Genomic DNA, 16,947 nt, shown 5'->3' with positions numbered 1-16,947 from the left:
ACCTAAATTAACCTTGGGGAGTCGTGCATCCCAGCACGCTCATCACAGATTACAGCGTGGGTCTTACGACTCCCCAAACCCCTGCTAAGATAAAGGGCTGTAGAGAAAACAGTTTCAGGAGAAAAACGCGAGTGCTAACCCTTGGCGTCAACATTGACCACATCGCTACCATTCGACAGGCGCGGCGCACTGTGGAACCCGATCCCGTGGCGGCGGCGGTGTTAGCCGAATTAGCGGGGGCGGATGGGATTACTGCCCACCTGCGGGAAGATCGACGCCATATCCAAGATCGGGATATCCGACTCTTGCGGCAAACGGTGCGAACTCACTTAAATATGGAAATGGCACCGACAGAAGAAATGGTGGCGATCGCACTTGAGGTTAAACCGGATTATATTACCCTAGTTCCAGAACGGCGGGAAGAAGTCACCACTGAGGGAGGATTGGATATTGCGGGTCAAAAGTCGCGCCTGGGTGAAGTGGTGGCTCAGTTGCAAGATGCGGGGATTCCCGTTAGTCTATTTATCGATGCTGATCCTGCCCAGATCGAAGCATCGGCGGCAATTAACGCCAAGTTTATTGAACTGCATACCGGATCTTATGCCGAAGCCAAAGACGAAGCGAGTCGCCAAACGCAACTAGAACTCTTAGCCAAAGGATGCCAACAAGCGATCGCGGCTGGGTTGCGTGTGAATGCAGGTCATGGTTTAACCTATTGGAATGTTTACCCAGTGGCTTGTTTAGAAGGTATGGAAGAACTTAATATTGGTCATAGTATTATCGCACGAGCCTCGCTAGTTGGATTAGAACGAGCCGTTCGGGAAATGAAGCAAGCCATGCGAACAAAAGATGAGGGGAGTTAAGTCAAAAATGTTCCATACATACTATGACACGTCTGTCAATTGTCGGGCAGGTTTAGCCATAATTGTCGGGGCGGGTTTAGCCACACTTGTCGGGGCGGGTTTAGGGAATCAATTCAGCTAGTCACCGATAACTGTTCAACGAAACCCGCCCTCCCCACCCATAAATGAACTTGCCCGACTAGCGAAACGAAGCATCTTCCCCAATCACCTGTTCACCAATCACCCAATTAAAACCATGCAAACCTATTACTATCTAGTCGCCAGTCAACGCTTCTTACTTGAAGAAGAACCCTTTGAAGAAGTTCTCAGAGAACGAACCAAAGACTACCAGGATAAGGGAAAAGAGATTGACTTTTGGCTGGTCAAACAACCCGCCTTTTTAGAAGCCCCAGAAATGGCGCAAGTCAAACAAGACTGTCCTCAACCCGCCGCCGCTGTTATTTCAACCAACCCCAACTTTATCACTTGGTTAAAGCTACGCTTAGAATTCGTCAAAACTGGAGAATTTCAGGCACCTTCGGATACAATTCCTGACCCCATTGCCTCTTTAGCCTCTGTCTCTTAACCGAGGCTTCCGTTCAACCCCAACTCTAAAAACCATAAGCTGGGGCAGCTAACCAAGAAATAAGTACCCCTAAGATTGAACCCACAATCACTTGAAATGGGGTATGCCCCAGTAATTCTTTCAGACGATCCTCATTAAACTCTTTGCCTTCTTGAAATAACTCATCAATAATTTGATTAAGGATACGAGCTTGCTTACCTGCGGCTTGTCGAACACCTGCGGCATCGTACATCACAATAACAGCAAAAATAGTCGCGATCGCAAAATTAGGAGACGCCCATCCCATTGTTTGCCCCACACCCGCAGCCAAGGCGGTAACCAGCGCTGAATGAGCGCTAGGCATCCCGCCAGTTGTCACCAAGGTGCGGAGATTAAATTTCCGATCTTTCGTTAACTCGACCAGTAGCTTAAGCAGTTGAGCCACTAAACAAGCAATCAGCGCAACCAGCAGTACCTGGTTGTTTAGGATGTTGCCAAAATCCTGCATCGTGTTTCAGTTAAAATTTGTTGTTGATCAACGGATGTTTGAGCAGTTACAAATCAAAGGAGTTGCTCTGGAAATCCCTGTTCCCTGTTCCCTATTCCCTATTCCCTATTCCCTATTCCCTGACAAACACCTAATACGTCCGTGCGGTAATGAAATCAGCCAGAGCAATTAAGGGTTGAGAGCGCTCACCAAACGGTTCAAGTTGGGCAATAGCCTCTTCAATCAACTCTTGAGCTTTAGCTTTAGAAGCCTCTAGTCCCCAGAGGCTAGGATATGTCGCTTTCTGCGCTTGCAGGTCTTTCCCCGCCGTTTTGCCTAATTCCTCCTGAGTCGCGGTGATGTCCAGGATATCATCGATAATTTGAAACGCTAAGCCAATATTTTGAGCATAGCGAGACAGACGTTCTATATCCGCATCGGTTGCATCTGCCAAAATTCCACCACAGACGACACAAGTTTCCAGCAACGCTCCGGTTTTATGGGTGTGAATGTAATTGAGGGTTTCCTCTTGAATATCCGATTTTCCCTCTGATTCCAAATCAACCACTTGACCCCCAACCAATCCAGTTGCGCCCACGGTTCGACCTAGACGAGCAATCACCTGCAATACCCGCTCGGCTGGAACGCCTTGGGTTTGGGTGGCGACATATTCAAATGCATACGCCAGCAAACCATCGCCCGCCAGAATCGCCATATCCTCACCGTAAACCTTATGATTGGTGAGTTTACCCCGACGGTAGTCGTCGTTATCCATTGCGGGGAGATCATCATGAATTAACGACATGGTGTGGAGCATTTCCAAAGCGCAAGCGGTTGGCATTGCCATCTCAATCGTGCCACCCACCAGTTCACAGGTTGCCAGACAAAGAATCGGACGCAACCGTTTCCCCCCAGCTAAGAGAGAATAGCGCATTGCCTCATAAATCTTTTCCGGATAACCTAGGGGCAAAGAACGGTCTAAAGCTGCCTCCACTTGAGCTTGGCGCTCTTTTAAATAGGTCGATAAATCAAAGGCTGGGGATTCCCCATTGGGGGCAGGTCGCCCATCTGTTGCTACCATGCCATCATTCCTTAAATCGTCTGTGTACTGTCTTAACAATTCTACGAGCCTAGGCGCGTTATGAGTGAACCCTGGTATAGCTCAAAACAGTATTTTGCAATAACATCGTCACCGTCATCGGTCCAACGCCACCAGGAACCGGCGTGATAAATTGGGTCATATCCCGAACGGCGTCAAAATCCACATCACCCACGAGGCGGGATTTTCCTTGAGTATCGGTGACGCGATTTATACCCACATCAATCACAATGGCATTCGGTTTAACCTGATCCGCCGTAATTAAATTAGGGCATCCGGCAGCAGTAATCAAGATATCTGCCTGACGAATCAGTTCAGGCAAATTTTTTGTCCGTAAATGGGCAACAGTAACGGTAGCATCAGCTTCGAGTAACATTAGCGCCATGGGCTTGCCCACCAAAATACTCCGCCCCACGACAACAGCATGTTTTCCTTTCACATCAATCTGGTACTCCCGCAACAGGCGCATCACTCCCGCTGGCGTACAGCTTTGCAGTCCCGTTTCACCTCGCACCAGACGCCCTAAATTTAGGGGATGCAGTCCATCGACATCTTTATTGGGATCAATTTGGTGGAGTAAATAGACGCTATTTAGGTGTTCAGGTAAAGGAAGTTGCAGGAGGATACCATCGACATTTGGATCTTGATTGAGGCGATGAATGGTTTGCTCGACCTCGGATTGAGAGACATCAGCCGGAAAATGTTGCCCAAAGGAGGCAATCCCAACTTTGGCACAAGCACGTTCTTTATTCCGCACGTAGGCAGCGCTAGCCGGGTTATCACCGACCATTAGCACTGCTAATCCAGGGGGGCGTCCATACGTTGGTTGGAGCCGTTCTACTTCCGCTTTGAGCTGATCTTGAATGCGTTGAGCCAGGGCTTTGCCATCCAGTAACTGAGGGTAAACAGATTTCATCGGCAGGTTGAAAGACATCAAAGGACTTTGATTATTGTACGGGCAGTGGTGTCACTGCCCAGTATTCAATTCTCAAGCATCTAAGCTATAACCGGGATGTACACCATTTAGCGTGGGGAACAGTCATGGCAATGTCTGCTCAAAACGACCATCGCTCACGCCTTTGCTCGTCAATTTCAACTCGCCAAAGGTTAACTATGTTTTATCTCCTGCCAATGTGTGCTTTGCTGTTTGGAGGAGGACTGGTAAGTTGTAGCAATGTCCCTCTGCTGGGTAGTCCGAATGGTATGGGTAGCGCCCACACCGTAGATGTTACGGCGATTAGTGAGATCCAATCTACTCAGAATACCCAAGAAGTGGTTTATCTTCAAGGTCAAGTGATCAGTCAAGCCCCCTTTTTGAACTCCGGGGCTTATCAAGTCCAGGACACCACAGGCAAAATTTGGATTGTCAGCAATCAAGAACTTCCCAATGTGGGGGATCAGGTTGTAATTGGGGGACAGGTACAATTTCAAAGTATTCCCATCGGTGGACAGGAAATGGGTGAAGTCTATCTTCAGGAAACCGAACAGCTTGAGTGATTTGTCCTTTGTCATTTGTCTTATGTCATTCGTTATTGGTAAGAATGAAGAGTCAATCGATTGAAGTCGCGATCGCGATTCTCTACCGTTCGGGACGGTTGCTGATGCAGCTAAGGAACGACATCCCTGGCATTCTTTATCCGGGGTGCTGGGGGTTCTTTGGCGGTCATATGGAACCGGGCGAAACGCCAGAGGAAGCGATGCGGCGAGAATTACTCGAAGAAATTTGCTATGCTCCGCCCCAATTGGCAAAGTTTGATTGCTATAATGATGCCCACGTTATTCGTCATATATTCCACGCGCCGTTAACGGTGGAATTGAATCAATTGGTATTACAAGAAGGTTGGGATCTGGGTTTATTGACGCCTGAACAAATTAAGGCAGGTCAGGCTTATTCGGAAGTAGCGGATCAGGTGCGTCCCTTGGGGCAACCTCACCAGACAATTTTATTAGATTTTTTGGCAAGGAAACCTTACCCATGACCCTGACGCGCCTACGATTGTCTCATCTGTTCCGTTTTAGCCGATATGCTAGCCTGTCCATGAAACTGATGGCGGTGGGAATGGTGATTACCTTGGTGTTCATCCTCATCGCTATTTTTGCCCCTGTTTTTCAAGCATGGGGATGGCTGCAAGATCCCACCGCATCCCTGATTAACCCGATTCACGAACCTCCGGGTAGCGACCATTGGTTTGGTACGACACGCCAAGGGTATGATGTTTTCTCCCGCACCTTGTTTGGTTCTCAAGCGGCGCTAAAGGTGGTGATTCTGGCAACCAGTTTGAGTTTAATTATTGGTGTTCCCTTGGGGTTAGTTAGTGGGTATCTCGGCGGTCGATTAGATCGGGTGTTGCTGTTTTTGATGGATACGATCTATACCTTGCCGGGATTGTTGTTATCGATTACCTTAGCCTTTGTGGTGGGGCGAGGCGTCTTCAATGCCGCGATCGCACTGAGTATTTCTTACGTTCCCCAATATTATCGCGTTGTTCGTAACCATACTGTCAGCGTTAAAACGGAATTATTTATCGAAGCCGCCCAAGCGATGGGAGCAACCCCTGGGCGGGTTCTCTCCCGTTACCTATTTCTGAATGTGATTCAAAGCGTCCCGGTTTTATTTACCCTCAACGCCGCTGACGCTATTTTAATTTTAGGGGGACTGGGATTCTTGGGACTGGGACTACCGGAAGAAACCCCAGAATGGGGACATGATTTGCGTCAAGCGCTGGATGCTTTACCCACAGGAATTTGGTGGACAGCGTTATTTCCTGGTTTAGCGATGACATCGATGGTGGTTGGCTTATCGTTATTGGGAGAAGGGTTAACGGAGATTATTAATCCTCATTGGCGAGAGGGGAGATGAGGCGGCTCTACGGCTCTAGCTCCCCCTGCTTTATATCAGATTGTGGTGAGTACAACGGATTTCCTTAAATACAGCTACGGCGAGGTATTTTTCAACGACGACAAAGAACGTTTATTAGGGTTAGCTGAGGGGTTGTCGATGACTAAAACTATTGCGATCGTAAAACTATTGCGCTCGCGAATCCTAAATGAGCGATCGCGTCCTAAGCTGTTCTGTATTTAAACCTGAATGTCAATAAAATAATGGCAAGCATCCTGGTCGTGGCACACCGAATGAGAGTGGATTAGCGTTACACCCAGAAACTGTAGGGGCGCACGGCGTGCGCCCGGTTTAATGAGGGAGTATCCGACAAAGGTGATATCCTCCCTGGCAAAGGAACCGGAAATCGCCCCACTCTGATCGAATAATTAAGACGTAGCCTGAAAAGCTGAGAATTCTATCAGCCAATTTGTATGAAATTTATCCAACCCAAATCTCTACGTTTTGCCGCCATTGGTGGGTTACTACTCATTCCCCTGGCTAGTGCAGGGTTATGGTGGACAAGTTCTGTTGCCCAATTGCCTCAACCTGCTAATGTATCTCAAGATAACCCATCCCTCTATCCGGTTCATCCTGATGAACCTGTTGACTATACTTTAAATGAACGCTTTTCTCTCTCCAACTCCCTAGAACGAATTCAACAAATTAGAAACGCCCTATCTAGCTTCCAGGAATTAACCGAAGCTAGCCAACCGATTTTAGGCGATCGCCAAATGGCGGAAATTGGTCATACTGACTGGGAAACGCAACATCTAGGCTTCCATAACTGGCTGGGTTCTGTAGAAGGCACGCTGAAAAAACAAGCGTATCAGATTGCTAAACTCGAATTTGAACTTGCCCAAGAACAATACCAAGATGGCGAAATCTCCCAAGCTATTTTAGACCAGAAAGAAGCTAATTACCGCCGCGCCCAACAAGACTTCCAATCCTTTTGGAATTCATTCAACATCACTGATTAATATGGTTGAATATGGCATATTCCCTGTTCCCTGTTCCCTGTTCCCTGTTCCCTGTTCCCTGTTCCCTGTTCCCTGATAAATGACAAATAACGTAATTGGTATTGACTTAGGTGGAACCGCGATTAAGCTGGGACGTTTCCAGAAAGATGGCACTTGCATCCAATCGTTAACCGTGGCGACACCTCAACCGTCAACCCCCAAAGCCGTGGTTGAAGTGATGGCAGAGGCGATCGCACAACTTGATACTAACCATAACGTGATTGCCATTGGTGTGGGTACTCCCGGACCTGCGGATGCAACCGGACGGATTGCGAGAGTGGCGATTAACCTCAATGATTGGCATGATATTCCCTTAGCCGATTGGTTAGAAGCTAAAACAGGTTGTCCGACGATTATCGCCAATGATGCCAATTGTGCGGGTTTAGGCGAAGCTTGGTTAGGTGCAGGACGTCAGTTTCGCCATCTGATTATGCTGACGTTGGGTACTGGCGTCGGCGGTGCAGTTATTCTAGATGGGAAACTCTTTGTCGGTCACCAAGGCGCGGCTGGGGAGTTAGGATTAATCACATTAAATCCAGAGGGTCCGCCTTGTAATAGTGGCAATCAGGGGTCTCTGGAACAATATCTGTCCATTGGGGCAATTCGCCGCCGTACTGGAAAAGAATCGGCTGAACTGGGGATTTTGGCAAACCAAGGCAATCCAAAGGCGTTAGCATTCTGGAACCATTACGGACGGGATTTAGGTGCAGGATTGGCGAGTTTGATTTATGTCCTTACTCCAGAAGCGATTATTATTGGCGGTGGAGTGAGTGCCAGTGCCAAATTTTTCTTCCCAGCGGCTTGGGCAGAAATTGAACGTCGAGTGTTACCCAGTTCTCGTACAGGTTTACAGTTACTTACAGCTACCCTCGGTAATCAGGCGGGAATGGTCGGGGCAGCTAAGTTAGCGTTACAAATGAGAAATGATGAATTATGATTGGTCATTTGCCCTTCGTCCTTCGTTAAATAGTTACCCGTTAGGAAGATGTGCGATCGCATCAAACCGATAAGATGTAATAAGTCGTGGAAATAAACTCAATACGATGAGGTGCTGTGAGGAGTCCTCAAACCCTGACAAATGACGAAGGACAAATGACGAATGAATTCCCAGTTGCCACCTAAAAGAGTATTACTCGTCGTCAACCGTCAGTCTCGTCACGGACAAGAACATCTCGCCGAAGCCATTCGTCAACTGAAGCAACTGGGTTTTATTGTACTAGAAGAATTAACAGACAATCCCCTAAACCTTCCGGACATAATCCGTCACTATCACCATCAGGTAGACGTGGTAATTATTGGGGGAGGAGATGGTACACTGAATGCCGCGATAGATGGGTTAGTCGATACTCAATTACCGTTAGGGATTTTACCCTTAGGAACAGCGAATGATTTGGCGCGGACGTTGCAAATTCCCATGGCTATACCCCAAGCGTGCCAAGTCATTGCCACAGGTCGATACCATAAAATAGACTTAGGATTGGTAAATAATCACTACTTTTTTAATGTAGCCAGTTGTGGGTTGAGTGTGCAAATTACTCAGCGCCTCACCAAAGATGCCAAACGTCGCTGGGGAATTCTGGCGTACCTCGCTACAGCCTTCAAGGTAATGTGGCAAGCACGACCCTTTCGGGCAGCAATTCGCATCAATGGAGAAACGATTCGGATCAAAACAATTCAAATTGCCATCGGGAATGGGCGACATTATGGGGGGGGAATGACTGTGGCACATGACGCCACCATTGATGATCAAAAACTAGATTTGTACAGTCTGGAAATGCGGCATTGGTGGCATATTTTATTGATACTCCCGGCGTTATGGCGAGGACAACACAAGGATTTACCCGGAGTCCGGACTCTCCAGGGTACGGAATTTGAAATCTATACTCGTAAACCGCGTTCTATCAATACCGATGGAGAAATTACCACCTCTACACCAGCTACATTTCGCGTGATTCCCCAAGCGATATCGGTTTTGGTGCCCAGAAATGGTGAGTTTTAACCCTTCGCTTCGCTAGTCGAGTACCTTCACAGAACGACGGTAAAGATAGAACCTTGGGGATGGTTGTCAGTGACAAATATTCTGCCATGATGCGCCTCAATCACCATTTTACAAAAGGTTAACCCTAAGCCAATCTGAGACACCCCACTCATTAAATCTCCTACTTCATATTTGTCAAAAATATGGTGCTTGCGTTCTTCACTAACTCCTGGACCTGAATCGATAATCTGAAGTTCGGCTTTTGAGTCGGGAAAATTGGAGGGGATAGCATCATGACGATAATTAACAGTGACAATGACTAAACTGTCTGGAGGAGAGAATTTGATCGCGTTGGAAATTAAATTCTCTAATACGCGATGAAATAAGTTTATATCAAGGAACAGAGAATCTTGGTTATCAGCTAACTTGGTTCTGAGTTTTACTTTTTTCTGTTTAGCAATTTCCTGAAACTGAAACATCACATCAGCAATCAATTCATTGAAATCAACAAACGCTTGATTTAATACCATTTTCCCTGATTCCATTTTCGCCAACATCAATAAGTTATCGATCATGGAGTTGAGTTCGCGACTGGAGTCAGAAATAATTTGCAATCGCTGTAAATCCTTAGTATTGGCGGCAGTTTGTAGCAGTAAATCGCTACAGAGTAAAATATTCGTCAGCGGATTTCTTAAATCATGGACGATCATATTCGACAAATCTTCCCGCATCCGCAACGTCGCTTCTAAGGCATCATATTGCTGCTTAATCCGTAACATCGATCGCACTCTTGCCCGTAGTTCAATTCCGCTGACGGGTTTGGTGATAAAATCATCAGCACCTGCATTTAGCGATCGCGCCAGGTCTTCTTTGGAGTTAAGTGCCGTTACAATAATCACGGGAACGTGTTTCCAATGGGAATCGGATTTGATGATGCGGCAAACCTCAATCCCATTTAACTTCGGCATCATCACATCCAGTAAGATAACATCCGGTTCCACGGAGTCGAGAAGGTTTAACGCTTCTGCACCACTTGACGCATAAAATAAGTCATACCCCTCTCGATAGAGATGGGCTTCTATCACATCAAAGGCATTGGGATCATCATCCACGATTAGGATAGACGTATTCTGATTTAGGCTAACCATAGGTAGCAATGTTTAGGTAAAGATAGGCAGGAGGCTGCAAGGCTGCAAGGCAGAGGGTAAGGCGTAAGGTGGCAAGGTAGCAGGAAATGATAACGGTTTAGATGGATTATGATATATTTAGTGTTTTGAATCCTGTGAGTATTGAACGAATAAAGTCAATAAGAGCATTACCCTTCTACTCTTTTACCCCTGATTCAGATATTGTTCAATCAGCTTCACCAACCTTTTCAAGCTAATCGGCTTCGCCATATACTCCGTTGCCCCTGCCGCCAAGCATTTTTCCCGATCCCCAGGCATTGCCAAAGCGGTTACGGCAATAATCGGCATTCCCGGCAAATTCCGATCCGCCCGAATCTGGCATGTTGCTGCTAATCCATCCATTTCTGGCATTTGAATATCCATTAAAATTAAATCTGGTATATACTGTTTAGCTTGCTGCACCGCTTCCATACCGTTTCGGGCTAAAACCACCCGAAACCCTTTACTGTGCAAATAATCCGTCAGCGTGACAATATTTGCCTCATTATCTTCTGCCAATAGAATTAACGGTAACGATTGTGCCACCACCGGATCATCATTCTCCGATGTCGGGGCAAACAACTGACTCAAAACCGACTGTAACTGGGGACGAGAAACGGGTTTCAGCAGATAGTCAGACGCCCCTAATTCTAACGCTTGCGTCGGATCATCCACCACAGAAACCACCACCACCGGAATGGATGCCGTAGCCGGATTTTCTTTTAACTGAACCAATACCTGCCAACCGGAAACATTCGGCAGTAAAATGTCCAAGATAATCACATCCGGCTTAAATTGCTGCACCGCCTCAATTGTGCCTTCACCCTGAGGATGAATTAAAACTGTTACGCCTAATTCTCCCAGATACCGGGCAAGATGATCCGCTGACGCATCCGAGTCTTCTACGACTAAGGCGTTGTGAATCGGCGGTAATTCTCCAGCCACCAGTTTAGCCTCCCCCAGGGTTTGCCCCCTCAACCGGGTATGTTTCCAGGGAAGCGTCACCGTGAAGCAACTTCCTTTACCCACCTCACTTTCTAACCCAATACTTCCTCCTTGTAATTCCACAATTCGCCGTACCAATGCTAACCCTAACCCCGTACCAGCATAGCGACGCGAAAGACTACTATCTAATTGCACAAACGGTTTAAACAGTTTATTCAGGTTTTCTGGGGCAATCCCAATCCCCGTATCGGTAACACTAAACTGTAACTGTTCATTGTCTGCATCTGCCGTTACTGTCAACGACACTTCGCCACCCTCTGGCGTAAATTTGACCGCATTACTTAATAAATTCACTAACACTTGCCGCAGGCGTCGTTCATCCACTTCAATCTCGCTTACCCCCGGTGGAATCTGGTAATCCAGTCGAATGTTTTTCTGCTGCGCCTGCTGTTTGATAAAGGTTAAACTCGATTTACAAACCCAATCTACGGAAACGGGCGTAACCGAGAACGACATTTTCCCGGATTCAATTTTAGACAGATCCAGAATATCATTAATTAAATCTAACAAATGCTTGCCACTTTGTTCTATTGTCGCCAGGGATTTTCGCTGCTTGGCGGTTAACTTCCCATAGACTTCTTCCTGTAGGGCTTCGGCTAACCCCAGAATCGCGTTCAGCGGGGTTCGCAATTCATGACTCATACTTGCCAGAAACTCATCTTTTAACCGGGTAGCCCTGGCTAATTCCGCATTGGCTAAACTAATCCGTTCATTACTTTCGCGTAACTGTTTTTCTGCCTGTTTGCGTTCCGTGATATCATACACTAAGGCACAAGACCATAATAGGTTGCCTTGGTCATCCAGGACGGGACTGGTGGACATATATGCCCAAATCGTGTCTCCCGATTTCTGGCGTAATTGCACCTCTTGTCGATGCACCTGGCTGGGATTTAGCGGCATACTGGACGAGGGGGCAAAATAGTTATCCCCAGGCGTAATAAAATCCGCGATCGCATGTCCTAAGATTTCCGCCTCGGTATACTCCAACATCCGCGCCATTGCCTGATTAATGTAGGTGGTATTTCCTTGGGCATTTGTTACCCAAATACCTTCCTCAGCGAGTTCCACAATTTGGGCATATCGCGTCTCCGTTTCGCGAATCTGACGTTCTAACTGATGGTTGAGGCGTTTAATCTCATTTTCCGCCTGCTGGCGTTCCGTAATATCATTAAGAAAGACAATTACAAACCTGCCATTTTGGGTTTGAATCGTACTCAATCCGACTTCAACGGGAAACTCACTCCCATCCCGCCGTTGGGCAGATAAATTCTTAATTTCGCCCATGACTCTTTTCTGAGGATGGGTCATATAATTGGCGCGTTTACTCCGATGGCTGGAGTGATAACGGGGTGGGATTAAATATTCAATCGGCTGACCCAATACCTCAGTGCGTTGATAACCAAATAACTCTTCTGCTTTAGCATTAAAGACCACAATTTCCCCTTGGGCATTGGTCACCATAATCGCTTCCGACGCCGATTCCAAGAACGCCCGGAATTTCGCCTCACTATCACGCAGTTCCGCTTCTGTGGCTTTGCGATCGCTAATATCTTCGACAACAGCCAGGATATAGTTTTGGTCGTTTTCCGAATCCCGCACCCGCGAGAGTGAGATATAAACCCATCGCCATTTTCCATCTTTACGAATGTAGCGTTTTTCCGTCGAGTAGGTAAAAACTTTCCCCGTCATCAACTGCTGTAAATACTCAATATTATGATCCCGATCATCCGGGTGAGTAATATCTTGCACCAGCCGCCCCACTAATTCCGATTCAGGATAACCGGTAATTTCACAATAGCGTTGATTTACCCGCAAGAGTTCGCCAGAGGGTGTAGCTAGGGCAATGCCAACAGAGGCTTGTTCAAAGATAGCCCGGAAGCGTTCTTCACTATCCTGTAATGCCCGTTCAGCTTGTTTACGTTCGGTAATATCATGAATAATCGAAACCAGGAAAATGCGTCCTTGAATCTCAATCGGACTGGAATAGACTTCCACCTCTCGAATCTCTCCTGACGCCAGACGGTGCGGAAAGATAAAATAAGTCCGTTCCTCTAATTTTGCCCGTCTCATCTCCGCCTTAACTTGAGTCGGGGGGAGACAATTGAAATCGGTAATCTTTTTGGTAACTAATTGCGATCGCGGATAACCATAAAACTTGACCGCCGCCCAATTCGCATCCGCAATTGCCCCCGTTTCGGCATCGATTAAGAGTTTAATCGCCTTACTATTCTCAAACATGGCACGAAACCGAGTTTCACTATCTCGCAGGGCGACTTCTGCTTTTTGTCGTTGCCATGCATGGGTGAAAATTTCACTGACGATTCTCAGTAGATGAATACTGCTATCAGACCAAATTTTTTCCTGATGAAATGAATCAAATCCGACCCAACCGATCATCGTTCCTTGATAGATTAGGGGAACCGCAATATGAGACCATCGATGAGAGGCTTGCCAATCGCGGCGATCTAGGGTAGCGTCATTAGGTAGATAATCAATACTGGGGATATAAACCACCTCACCCCGTTGCAGTTGGGCAAATTCCCACGGGAACGTTGAGATAGAAACCCCTTGGCAAGCCTGAATTTGGCGGTTGATACCGGGTGCTACCCATTCATGGGTCATCGTTACCGTCTGCCCATTCTTATTCACCTGAAAAATATAACTGGTATCCACTTGGGTAAATGCACCAATTTCGGCTAACGCTTGGGTGATTCCGGCGGGAATATCAGCGGATGCCAGATTAATGAAGCGAGTGGAAATCGTGGCAACCAGTTGATCAAAGTCTAATTGATATTGTAATGCCGCTTCTGCCGCTTTGCGATCGCTAATATCGGTGTGCGATCCTACCATCCGCACCACTGTGCCATGTTCATCCCACAGGGCTTGTCCGCGATCGAGAATCCACTTATAGGAGCCATCTTTACACAAGAGGCGATGCTCACTACTATAATAGGGCGTTTTCTGGTCAAAATGGTCTTGAATCACTCCCATCACCCAGTCTAAGTCATCGGGATGGACTCGTTTCGACCATTCATCCAGATGATTGGCAATTTCATTGTCCTCATAGCCCAACATTTCTTTCCAACGGGGTGAGAGGAAGACTTCGTTAGTTTTGACATTCCAATCCCAGATGCCATCATTATTCCCGCGCAGGGCTAAATGCCACCGTTCTTCACTGAGGCGCAAGGCTTCCTCGGCTTGTTTGCGATCGGTAATATCAGAGGCAATGCCATCGAGTCGCAGGGGATTGCCATCCTGATCATAGGTCACCCGTCCCCGGTCATAAAGCCAGCGAATTTCTCGATCCGGTCGCTGAATTCGATATTCTATGCTATAGGTTCCCTGGGCTAAGACCTGGTGATTAAACGTACTCACTTGGGCATAATCATCCGGATGAACCACCTCTAGCCACAGGCTGGGATGATCAAAAAACTCTTGTACTGGGCGTCCATAGACGGTTTCCGTAGCTGGACTCAGATAAAGCACCTCCTCTGTCGTCGCCGAGATTGACCACACCACATCATCGAGGGCATTGAGAATACTATCCAAGCGCTGTTTACTGTGGCGCAATGCCACTTGTGTCCGCAAGGCTGAGATACCATAAGCCAGGTCATTTGCCAATTCTGTGAGTAATCGGACTTCAGCTTGATCAAAGGCATCGGGTTCACTGGCATAAATATTCAACGCCCCTAGACAGGTGTCTTCTACTATTAAGGGTAAGGCAATGGATGCCGCATAACCCTGTTGACTCGCCGCCTCTCGCCAAAGCTGATAACTTGGATCAGTCTGGATATTTTGGATAATTCTGGGTTCTCGGTTGCGAATCGCGGTTCCTGTAGGTCCGGCGCCGTGTTGATTATCCCCCCAACTAATCTGTAAGGTTTCAATATAGTTATCCTCATACCCCGCTTGGGCAACGGGACGCACCATTTTCGCCTGATCCGGTTGGGCAAACCCAATCCAGGCACAACGATAGCCGCCGAAGTCCACAATAATCTGGCAGATATTGTGCAGCAGGGTGGATTCATCGGTCGCTAAGACTAACGCCTGGTTACATTCAGAAAGGGTTCGCAAGGCGCGATTGGCGTTATAGAGTTCTTGTTCTGACCGTTTAAGCTCTGTGATATCCTGAGTGACAACCATACCCGCCATCAGTTCACCCGTCTGGTTTCTCAGGGGTAGGGCATGGACGATGAAAATGCGATCGCCAAAGGGCATCTCACAGGTAACAGTTTCGCCCGCTAAGACTTGGCGATAGAGGGGTTCTAGCTGGGTACAGGTTTGGGGAGGCAAGCATTCCCAGATGGTGTTTCCTTCGAGTTGGGATTTAGATAAACTGACACTGGCTAAACCACTCCCATCTGCCAAGAGATAGCGTAATTCATGATTAAATAGAAGCACCGCCCCATTGGGGAAATTTTCCACCACTGCCCGATAGCGGACTTCACTCTCCCGCCAACGGCGATCGCTGTTTTGTAAATGGTGTTCTAAACGGTAGGATAGGTAGGCGGCGAGAATCGAACCCCCGATACCGATAACGGCTGAGAGTGCCAAGACAACGCCAGTAAATTGGCGCTGTTGGTCTAATTGTTGGTTAAGTTGCGCCTCTTGTTGTTGTTCGGTTACCAGAAATTGCTGGATTTCATCGTTAACCTGATCCATGACTTGCTTCCCCTCCACCAGTTGGTTGATGAACTCCGGGGAGTCTGTGGCGGTTTCGGGTTGGGATTCCACGAGTCGGAGATTACGTTGTAGCAAGCTGACTCTAGCGGTAGTTAATCCACGAATGGTTTGCAGGCGATGGGTTTGAGACTGTTCCGGGGAAACGAGTTGACGCAATTGTTCCAGAGTGACCGGAATTTGGGCGATCGCGGATTTATAGCGATTGAGAAAGTCTTGACGACGGGTAATTTCATACCCTCGCACAGAGGTTTCGGCTTCCAGGAGATCGGAGTATAAGCGTTTGGTTTCCAGACGCACCCGTTGGGTATGTCGTAACCTAGCTTCGGCTTGGGCGGTTTGGAATTGCAACCAGCTAAATGTGGCGAGTGAGGTGACTAGACAGGTGACAGGAATCGCCAGGATCAACTGGCGTTTTTGTTGACGGGAAATCGAAGTCCGGCGAAATCGTCTAGGTTGGGCGAGGTTGCTATCCATGCGAGGTATTGCATCCGAAAGCTGATTCAACTCCTCTCTAGCATAGAAGTTATAATACAGTCCGCGCAGGCGGACTTTGGCAAGTGTAGCAGCGATTTCAATCGCCTCCTCAGATCAGATAGCTTACTTAATCGTCCTCGATGACATTAAGCATGAGTGGCTATCGGGCTATCGGCGAAGACAGCGCAACTTAGAACCGGCGCTAAAGCGCAACTACAAGCGCAACTACAAGCGCAACTATGAACTGGGTTGGATGCGGATTAGTTGTCCGTTGGCTTCATCGGTGAGAATGTATAATAGTCCATCTGGACTTTGCTGCACATCCCGCACCCGTTGACCGATATCGATGGATGTTTCTTGACGACATTGCCGGATTTATCGAGTTCAATATGGCGGATATCGCGGGAAACTAATCCCCCCGCAAATAAATCGCCCTGCCACTGGGGGACGCGATCGCTATCATAGATAACTAAACCGGATGGTGCGATCGCGGGAGTCCAGACGAGTTTGGGATCGACCATTCCTGGACGAGACTGCTGATCTGAAATGATTCCTCCCGAATATTCCCGGCTATGGGTGACGAGGGGCCAACCATAGTTTTCACCCGCTTTTACAGACAAGCGATGGTGAAAGCCCTCGCGATTCATCCGAGGGATGAAACCGAGCGAAGCGTTCAGCCCAGCAACTTTAGTTGCGAGTCTTAGTTAATCTATGCTATAATTCTACCATAAGTTTAACGCGGTAAAATGAT

The 16,947-nt window shown here is 47.5% G+C and carries 13 protein-coding genes and 1 pseudogene; 8 read left to right on the top strand and 6 right to left on the bottom strand.

Annotated features, from left to right (window positions below):
* Nucleotides 1-131: 131 nt before the first annotated feature.
* Nucleotides 132-863, top strand: coding sequence for a pyridoxine 5'-phosphate synthase (locus RIE73_RS16670; RefSeq protein ID WP_446402244.1), 732 nt, complete (start codon nucleotides 132-134; stop codon nucleotides 861-863).
* 235 nt (nucleotides 864-1,098) lie between these two features.
* Nucleotides 1,099-1,428, top strand: a complete 330-nt coding sequence (locus tag RIE73_RS16665) for an MgPME-cyclase complex family protein (RefSeq protein ID WP_446402243.1) — start codon at nucleotides 1,099-1,101, stop codon at nucleotides 1,426-1,428.
* A gap of 25 nt (nucleotides 1,429-1,453) precedes the next feature.
* Here the strand turns inward: RIE73_RS16665 and RIE73_RS16660 are convergent, their stop codons facing one another.
* The 3 genes from RIE73_RS16660 to folD all read right to left on the bottom strand — a co-directional run bounded on the left by RIE73_RS16660 (nucleotide 1,454) and on the right by folD (nucleotide 3,909).
* A complete protein-coding gene (locus tag RIE73_RS16660; protein ID WP_446402242.1) occupies nucleotides 1,454-1,915 on the bottom strand; it encodes a divergent PAP2 family protein in 462 nt (153 codons plus the stop codon).
* 130 nt (nucleotides 1,916-2,045) lie between these two features.
* Nucleotides 2,046-2,975 (bottom strand): geranylgeranyl diphosphate synthase CrtE, encoded by a 930-nt coding sequence (crtE, locus tag RIE73_RS16655; RefSeq protein ID WP_446402241.1) that lies wholly within the window; start codon nucleotides 2,973-2,975, stop codon nucleotides 2,046-2,048.
* A gap of 58 nt (nucleotides 2,976-3,033) precedes the next feature.
* Nucleotides 3,034-3,909 (bottom strand): bifunctional methylenetetrahydrofolate dehydrogenase/methenyltetrahydrofolate cyclohydrolase FolD, encoded by an 876-nt coding sequence (gene folD / locus RIE73_RS16650; protein WP_446402240.1) that lies wholly within the window; start codon nucleotides 3,907-3,909, stop codon nucleotides 3,034-3,036.
* Between the two features lie 197 nt (nucleotides 3,910-4,106).
* Between folD and RIE73_RS16645 the strand changes: the two genes are divergently transcribed.
* The 6 genes from RIE73_RS16645 (at nucleotide 4,107) to RIE73_RS16620 (ending at nucleotide 8,889) form a co-directional block, all read left to right on the top strand.
* A complete protein-coding gene (locus RIE73_RS16645) occupies nucleotides 4,107-4,490 on the top strand; it encodes a hypothetical protein (RefSeq protein ID WP_446402239.1) in 384 nt (127 codons plus the stop codon).
* A gap of 44 nt (nucleotides 4,491-4,534) precedes the next feature.
* Nucleotides 4,535-4,972, top strand: a complete 438-nt coding sequence (locus RIE73_RS16640) for an NUDIX hydrolase (RefSeq protein ID WP_446402238.1) — start codon at nucleotides 4,535-4,537, stop codon at nucleotides 4,970-4,972.
* The gene (locus RIE73_RS16635; protein ID WP_446402237.1) at nucleotides 4,969-5,853 is read left to right on the top strand and encodes an ABC transporter permease; all 885 of its coding nucleotides are present in this window, start codon (nucleotides 4,969-4,971) and stop codon (nucleotides 5,851-5,853) included. The genes RIE73_RS16640 and RIE73_RS16635 overlap by 4 nt, the downstream gene beginning before the upstream one ends.
* A gap of 452 nt (nucleotides 5,854-6,305) precedes the next feature.
* On the top strand, nucleotides 6,306-6,851 hold the full coding sequence (locus RIE73_RS16630) for a hypothetical protein (RefSeq protein ID WP_446402236.1): 546 nt from the start codon (nucleotides 6,306-6,308) through the stop codon (nucleotides 6,849-6,851).
* Between the two features lie 79 nt (nucleotides 6,852-6,930).
* Nucleotides 6,931-7,827: an ROK family protein gene (locus RIE73_RS16625; protein WP_446402235.1), complete on the top strand. Its 897-nt coding sequence runs from the start codon at nucleotides 6,931-6,933 to the stop codon at nucleotides 7,825-7,827.
* 162 nt (nucleotides 7,828-7,989) lie between these two features.
* Nucleotides 7,990-8,889, top strand: a complete 900-nt coding sequence (locus RIE73_RS16620; protein ID WP_446402234.1) for a lipid kinase — start codon at nucleotides 7,990-7,992, stop codon at nucleotides 8,887-8,889.
* 26 nt (nucleotides 8,890-8,915) lie between these two features.
* Here the strand turns inward: RIE73_RS16620 and RIE73_RS16615 are convergent, their stop codons facing one another.
* From RIE73_RS16615 to RIE73_RS16605, 3 genes and pseudogenes are all read right to left on the bottom strand, one after another.
* Nucleotides 8,916-10,016, bottom strand: a complete 1,101-nt coding sequence (locus RIE73_RS16615; RefSeq protein WP_446402233.1) for a hybrid sensor histidine kinase/response regulator — start codon at nucleotides 10,014-10,016, stop codon at nucleotides 8,916-8,918.
* 183 nt (nucleotides 10,017-10,199) lie between these two features.
* On the bottom strand, nucleotides 10,200-16,196 hold the full coding sequence (locus tag RIE73_RS16610) for a PAS domain S-box protein (protein WP_446402232.1): 5,997 nt from the start codon (nucleotides 16,194-16,196) through the stop codon (nucleotides 10,200-10,202).
* Nucleotides 16,197-16,433: 237 nt separating this feature from the next.
* Nucleotides 16,434-16,810, bottom strand: a pseudogene (locus RIE73_RS16605) (PQQ-dependent sugar dehydrogenase); the annotation flags it as partial.
* Nucleotides 16,811-16,947: the final 137 nt, after the last annotated feature.

It is taken from the genome of Coleofasciculus sp. C1-SOL-03, assembly GCF_040220555.1.
Classification (GTDB): domain Bacteria; phylum Cyanobacteriota; class Cyanobacteriia; order Cyanobacteriales; family Coleofasciculaceae; genus Coleofasciculus.
This window is presented reverse-complemented; position numbering and strand designations above follow the sequence as displayed.

Bases quoted from the DNA above. Each gene is read 5' to 3' on its own strand.
- RIE73_RS16610 (WP_446402232.1), bottom strand. From the start codon at position 16,196: ATGGATAGCAACCTCGCCCAACCTAGACGATTTCGCCGGACTTCGATT.
- RIE73_RS16625 (WP_446402235.1), top strand. From the start codon at position 6,931: ATGACAAATAACGTAATTGGTATTGACTTAGGTGGAACCGCGATTAAG.
- RIE73_RS16660 (WP_446402242.1), bottom strand. From the start codon at position 1,915: ATGCAGGATTTTGGCAACATCCTAAACAACCAGGTACTGCTGGTTGCG.
- folD (WP_446402240.1), bottom strand. From the start codon at position 3,909: ATGAAATCTGTTTACCCTCAGTTACTGGATGGCAAAGCCCTGGCTCAA.
- RIE73_RS16640 (WP_446402238.1), top strand. From the start codon at position 4,535: ATGAAGAGTCAATCGATTGAAGTCGCGATCGCGATTCTCTACCGTTCG.
- RIE73_RS16645 (WP_446402239.1), top strand. From the start codon at position 4,107: ATGTTTTATCTCCTGCCAATGTGTGCTTTGCTGTTTGGAGGAGGACTG.
- RIE73_RS16665 (WP_446402243.1), top strand. From the start codon at position 1,099: ATGCAAACCTATTACTATCTAGTCGCCAGTCAACGCTTCTTACTTGAA.
- RIE73_RS16630 (WP_446402236.1), top strand. From the start codon at position 6,306: ATGAAATTTATCCAACCCAAATCTCTACGTTTTGCCGCCATTGGTGGG.
- crtE (WP_446402241.1), bottom strand. From the start codon at position 2,975: ATGGTAGCAACAGATGGGCGACCTGCCCCCAATGGGGAATCCCCAGCC.
- RIE73_RS16635 (WP_446402237.1), top strand. From the start codon at position 4,969: ATGACCCTGACGCGCCTACGATTGTCTCATCTGTTCCGTTTTAGCCGA.
- RIE73_RS16615 (WP_446402233.1), bottom strand. From the start codon at position 10,016: ATGGTTAGCCTAAATCAGAATACGTCTATCCTAATCGTGGATGATGAT.
- RIE73_RS16620 (WP_446402234.1), top strand. From the start codon at position 7,990: ATGAATTCCCAGTTGCCACCTAAAAGAGTATTACTCGTCGTCAACCGT.